The organism is Staphylococcus simulans (assembly GCF_003043455.1).
Taxonomy (GTDB): Bacteria; Bacillota; Bacilli; order Staphylococcales; family Staphylococcaceae; genus Staphylococcus; species Staphylococcus simulans_A.
Genome location: NZ_PZGG01000092.1, coordinates 1 through 5958, shown reverse-complemented (window position 1 = coordinate 5958; position 5958 = coordinate 1). Strand labels below are relative to the sequence as shown.

Here is a 5958-nt window from a genome sequence, read left to right as displayed (position 1 = left end):
TTCTCTAACTGCATGAGACATTTGAAATGATTGAATTTTAGTTTTGGAGTTCTTGAATTCCAAACATTATTTTCTGAATATTAGTAATACTTATTTCACTTTTGTATTGCAGCTAGAATTGCATTATTAAAAAATACAATGAATTGGAGGAAGGACCCATGATATCTTTTGAAAATGACTATCTAGAAGGTGCACATGAAAAAGTTTTAGAAAAATTAGTTCAAACTAATTACGTACAGGAGTCTGGATACGGCAATGATACATTTACTGCAGATGCAATCAGTAAAATCAGACAAGCAATTGATATGCCAGATGCTGCTGTTTATTTTCTAGTCGGTGGAACACAAACGAATCAAGTTGTAATTAACGCAATGCTAAACAAATACGAAGGTGTCATTGCCGGAAACACTGGTCATATCAGTGTACATGAATCCGGAGCAATTGAATTCAGTGGTCATAAAGTATTAACGGTACCTTCTGACAATGGTAAAATCACTGCTGATCAAGTAAAAACTTACATTGATGACTTCTATGAAGACTCAAACTATAAACATATGGTTTATCCGGGTATGGTATATATTTCTTACCCTACTGAATATGGAACCTTATATACAAAATCTGAATTAGAAAGCATCTCAAATATGTGTAAAGCTTATGACATTCCGTTATATATTGATGGTGCACGTTTAGGTTATGGTTTAGTCAGTGATGCAGCTGATTTAAATATTAAAGATATTGCCAAATATGCAGATGTCTTTTACATAGGCGGTACGAAAATTGGAGCTTTTTGTGGTGAAGCTATCGTCTTTACTAGTCATAACGAGCCTAGGCACTTTACATCTATTGTTAAACAACATGGTGCTTTACTTGCGAAAAGCCGCTTAATCGGTGTGCAGTTTGCTGAATTATTTACAAATAACCTATATTTGGATATCAGTCGACATGCGGTTGATATGGCCATGCAGCTCAAACAAGCATTTGTAGAAAAAGGATATCAACTCTATTTAGATTCACCGACCAATCAACAATTCTTTATTATGAACAATGAAACAATTGAACGACTAAGCCAATATATTAAATTCACTTGTTGGGAGAAATACAACGATACGCATAAAATCGTACGCTTTGCGACCAGTTGGGCAACACGTGAAGAACATATAGCTTATCTCAAAGCACATATTTAAATAAAATCTATCAAAAAAAGACGCCTCATTAGCTATAAATGCTAATGAAGCGCCTTTTCTATTGATAGCAGTTAATCAATTAAACTGCTTTATTTGTGATATATCTTACATCATGCCTGGCATGCCCATTCCTGGGTTGCCTGCATCATTATTTTCTTCAGGAAGTTTAGCTACAACAGCTTCTGTTGTTAAGAACATTGCAGCTACACTTGCAGCATTTTGTAATGCTGAACGCGTTACTTTTGTAGGATCTACGATACCTGCATCTAACATATTCACCCATTCACCAGTAGCTGCGTTGTAACCAACACCTGGATCAGCATGTTTTAATTTTTCAACGATAATTGAACCTTCTAAACCAGCGTTTTCAGCAATTTGACGTACAGGTGCTTCTAATGCTTTTAGGACGATATTGATACCTGTTTCAACGTCACCTTCAGCCTCAATTTCGCTGACACGTTTGTATACGTTAACTAATGCAGTACCACCACCAGCAACAATACCTTCTTCAACTGCTGCACGCGTAGAGTTCAATGCATCTTCGATACGCAATTTACGTTCTTTTAATTCTGTTTCACTTGCGGCACCGACTTTAATCACTGCTACGCCGCCAGTTAATTTAGCTAAACGTTCTTGTAATTTTTCACGGTCGAAGTCTGAATTTGTTTCTTCGATTTGTGATTTGATTTGAGATACACGCGCATCGATAGAATTTTTGTCTCCGTCACCATTAACAATTGTTGTATTATCTTTAGTCACTTCAACTTTATTCGCTGTACCTAACATATCAATAGATGCATCTTTAAGGTCATAACCTAAGTCATCAGTGATAAATTGTGCACCTGTTAAAATTGAGATATCCTCTAACATTGATTTACGACGATCACCAAAACCTGGTGCTTTAACTGCTACAGCAGTAAATGTACCACGCATACGGTTTAATACGATGTTTGTTAAAGCATCGCCTTCTACTTCGTCAGCAATGATTAAAATTGGACGATTAGATTGAACGATTTGTTCTAATAATGGAAGGATATCTTGGAATGAGCTGATTTTTTTATCAGTTACTAAGATATAAGGGCGTTCTAACACAGCTTCCATTTTTTCAGAATCTGTTACCATATATGGAGATTGATAACCTCTATCAAATTGCATTCCTTCAACTACGTCTAATTCTGTGTTGAAGCCGTTTGATTCTTCAATGCTGATAACACCGTCATTACCAACTTTATCCATTGCTTCTGAGATGTATCGACCGATTTCTTCATCAGCTGCTGAAATAGCACCAACTTGTGCAATTTCATTTTTATTTTCTACTTTTTGAGATTGATCATGTAAAGCTTGGACGGCTTCCCCTACTGCTAAATCAATACCTTTACGTAAACCAACAGGGTTCGCACCGCTTGTTACGTTTTTTAATCCTTCTTGAATCATAGCTTGTGCAAGTACTGTAGCTGTTGTTGTACCGTCACCAGCAATTTCATTTGTTTTATTTGCAACTTCTTGAACTAATTTTGCCCCCATATTTTCATATGGATCTTCAAGTTCAATTTCTTTCGCAATCGTAACCCCATCATTCGTAATTAATGGTGCTGTAAATTCTTTATCTAATACGACATTACGACCTTTAGGTCCGATTGTTACTTTAACTGCATTCGCAAGTTGATCTACACCGCGAAGCATTGATTGACGTGCATCTTCAGAAAATTTTATTTCTTTAGCCATATGTTTATAGCCTCCTGTTATTTGTTATGATTGATGTATTATTGTACGATAGCTAGAATTTCTTCTTCACTGATAACAAGGTATTTGTCTTCACCGACTTGTACTTCACTGCCGGCATATTGTTCAAATACCACAGTGTCGCCTTCTTTAACTTCAGGCGTAATAACAGTACCATTATCTAAAGTTCTGCCTGGTCCGACTGCGATAACTTTACCTTCATTAGATTTTTCTTTCGCTTTATCTGTTAATACGATTCCGCTCTTAGTTGTTTGTTCACTTTCAACTCTTTGAATTATCACGCGATTCCCTAATGGTTTAAGCATAGTCGTTCCTCCTCTAATCTGTTGCAATTGTTTATTTCATATTTGATTTATTTACATATCAAGTTTTGTTTAGCACTCTCATATCCAGAGTGCTAATCCACTTTCTATATTAATCAAAATTGGTCAATACATCAAGCATTTAGAATTTCATTTTCCTCGCACAAACTTTTAGTTTAAAATGGATATAGCAACTAGATAGTATGGAGGAGTTACATTATGTCACGACTATGGTTTTCAATCCTAACCCTAATCGTTTATGGACTTGCATTGTTTGGTCCACAGATGTTGTATCGTGCTGGTTTGTTTGATTATTTTAAAGGGAAACATCTTATGCTTGCAACATCGTATACACAAGTCATTTTAATGATTTTGGCTGCATTGGTGATTCTGTGGATGAATTATAAAATCAAAAACAAAACACGTTTAGAACTGCAACCGAAAGTCCAAAAACGTTATGTCATTCTTTGGGCCATTGTTGGGCTCATCGTCGTACTGTTATATCAAATTATTGCTTCTCTATTAAATCATTTTGTATTTAAAATCGATCAGCCAAGTCCGAATACAACTGGCATTATGAAAATTATTCAAGAAGCGCCTATTTTCATTGTACTCGTCGCAATTGCTGGACCTTTCTTGGAAGAATTTGTATTCAGAAAGGTTATCTTCGGTGAGATTTTCAATATTCTTAGAGGTAATAAAGTCATACGCTTTATCATTGCAGGCACAGTCAGTTCTGCATTATTCGCTATGGCACATAACGATCCAAACTTCATTCTGATTTATTTTGGTATGGGCTTTATTTTAGCTGGCTTTTATATTTACACCAAACGCATTGCCGTACCTATTTTAATTCATATCTTAATGAATAGTTACGTGGTCGTCATTCAATTATTATTCGCAGACGATATTAAAAAAATGCAAGAATCTGTATCATTTATTTTTCATATGATTGGATATTAAAAAATCACGCAACAGGTTACTCTTGAACTTGTTGCGTGATTTTTTTGTGAAATAGCGCATCTATTCATTTAAATAATTACTACTCAAACTTACATTATTGTTTCTTACGCTTCATAATCATCAGTATAATAAACCAGATAAATGCGGCACCGAATACAATCATTAAGGTATTAAGCAAACGTGGATATTTCTGGTTATCAGTTGTTTTTTCTTCATGTTTCTTTTTCGCTTTATCCGCATTTTGTTTTGTATCTTCTGAAGGTTTTGTAGTTTGTTTAGCTTCAGCCTTCTTATCTCGCTTCACTTCTTTTAAGTCTGGCATTGATCCTAAATCGCTTGTTACTAAACCTAAAATTTGTAAATCTAAATTCGCATAATATTGCTGAGCTCTCATAGGACTGAAATATTGATATTTAAAATAACCCGTACTTTGTTGTAAATTGTTTAAATTACTATTGTTACTAAAATTTTGCGGTTGCAGAACTGCATGAACATCATCTTCAGTAGACTGCGTATCATCACTAATCATACCCACCTGATGAACAATGAATGGATTATATTTAAACGAACCTGTTATCAAGTGTCCAAAACGATCACTGCTTAAACCTAAATTTGAAAACGGCATCACATCTTCTGTAGTTTGCTGTTCATTAACCCTGCTATTTAAAGAAGGTGTTGCTGAAGCGAGATTAGAACTGTTCGGTATATAGTCAGCTGATGGATGATAGCTTGAAGTTGGTGTGACTTGTTGATTCGGTTGATATGAATTTTGACCTGGCTTATTATTACTAGGCACATTATTATTTGATGAGCTCGGTTCAGGCGTTTCTGGTACTGCAGGAGTTACAGACCCTTCTGGTACTGATGGTTGTTCTGGTTCGGGCTCCTCAGGTGTTGGTTCTTCTGGTACTGGTTCCTCAGGTGTCGGTTCAACTGGATGTGAACCGCCCTCTCCTCTTTGCGGAATCGTAGCTCCGCCTTGACCTTTATCAGTTTCATTATTATCTTCAGGTTCTTCTGTATTATCATCTGCAGGCGGTTTTTCATCCGGATTTGTATCTTCAGGTTTTGGTTCGTCTGGATTTATTTCACCTGGATTTGTTTCATCTGGATTTGCAGGTTCGGTTTCAGTATTATTACCGCTATCATTTGGATTATCTGAACCCTCTGCACCTGCTGAACTGTCTTCAGGTTGAGTATTGGGTTTTGGTTCTGGTGTATTTTGTGAAGTATCTTCTTGTGTTGTATTTGTTTCCTCATTTGTCGTTGTATTATTTGATTGTGTTGTTGTTTGGTCATCTTTTTGTGTTGCTGTGTCCTTTGGTTGATCTGACTGAACACTTGATGAAGTCGTTTCATTTGAACTGTCATTTTCTGTTGAAGGATTTTGAGTTAGTGTTTCTTCTGCAGGCGCGCTTTGATTATTCAGACCATCTGATTGAGTAGTAGTTTCTGTTTGTTCTGAAACAGGCGCTTGTTGATTGTTTGATGTTTGTTCTGCAGCATGTGTCACGGTATTTGGTAATAATAAACCTGTTGCTGCGATGGTCAATGTTAATTTTTTGTATACTTTCTTTTTCATATTAACGCACCTCCTTTTATCAAATATAGCAATCAACCTAAGTATATAAGAACTTATCTTTAAATTCTATATGTATATTAGAATGAAAAGAAGTGTTAATATACTTAATAATTTGTAATAATCCAAATAAAGCTTCTAAATATCAGATTATTATCAATATTGGAAATTTATAGCGTACTTTAGT

General features: G+C 35.5%; 5 protein-coding genes. 2 read left to right on the top strand and 3 right to left on the bottom strand.

What is annotated here, in order from left to right:
* Positions 1–158 precede the first annotated feature (158 nt).
* Positions 159–1184 carry a threonine aldolase family protein gene (locus tag BU038_RS11625; protein WP_107606154.1) on the top strand — a complete coding sequence of 342 codons (1026 nt, stop codon included), beginning with the start codon at positions 159–161 and terminating at the stop codon, positions 1182–1184.
* A gap of 105 nt (positions 1185–1289) precedes the next feature.
* On the opposite strand, the gene groL is transcribed toward BU038_RS11625, so the two are convergent.
* Both groL and groES read right to left on the bottom strand, forming a co-directional pair.
* Positions 1290–2909, bottom strand: a complete 1620-nt coding sequence (groL, locus tag BU038_RS11620) for a chaperonin GroEL (protein WP_107606153.1) — start codon at positions 2907–2909, stop codon at positions 1290–1292.
* A gap of 38 nt (positions 2910–2947) precedes the next feature.
* Positions 2948–3232: a co-chaperone GroES gene (gene groES, locus BU038_RS11615; protein ID WP_002481716.1), complete on the bottom strand. Its 285-nt coding sequence runs from the start codon at positions 3230–3232 to the stop codon at positions 2948–2950.
* A gap of 216 nt (positions 3233–3448) precedes the next feature.
* Between groES and mroQ the strand changes: the two genes are divergently transcribed.
* On the top strand, positions 3449–4192 hold the full coding sequence (gene mroQ, locus BU038_RS11610; RefSeq protein ID WP_107606152.1) for an intramembrane glutamic endopeptidase MroQ: 744 nt from the start codon (positions 3449–3451) through the stop codon (positions 4190–4192).
* Between the two features lie 94 nt (positions 4193–4286).
* Here mroQ and BU038_RS11605 read toward each other — a convergent pair whose 3' ends face one another.
* Positions 4287–5774: an SdrH family protein gene (locus BU038_RS11605; protein ID WP_107606151.1), complete on the bottom strand. Its 1488-nt coding sequence runs from the start codon at positions 5772–5774 to the stop codon at positions 4287–4289.
* Positions 5775–5958 lie beyond the last annotated feature (184 nt).

Coding starts and splice junctions, on each gene's coding strand:
- BU038_RS11605 (WP_107606151.1), bottom strand. CDS start 5,774: ATGAAAAAGAAAGTATACAAAAAATTAACATTGACCATCGCAGCAACA.
- mroQ (WP_107606152.1), top strand. CDS start 3,449: ATGTCACGACTATGGTTTTCAATCCTAACCCTAATCGTTTATGGACTT.
- BU038_RS11625 (WP_107606154.1), top strand. CDS start 159: ATGATATCTTTTGAAAATGACTATCTAGAAGGTGCACATGAAAAAGTT.
- groL (WP_107606153.1), bottom strand. CDS start 2,909: ATGGCTAAAGAAATAAAATTTTCTGAAGATGCACGTCAATCAATGCTT.
- groES (WP_002481716.1), bottom strand. CDS start 3,232: ATGCTTAAACCATTAGGGAATCGCGTGATAATTCAAAGAGTTGAAAGT.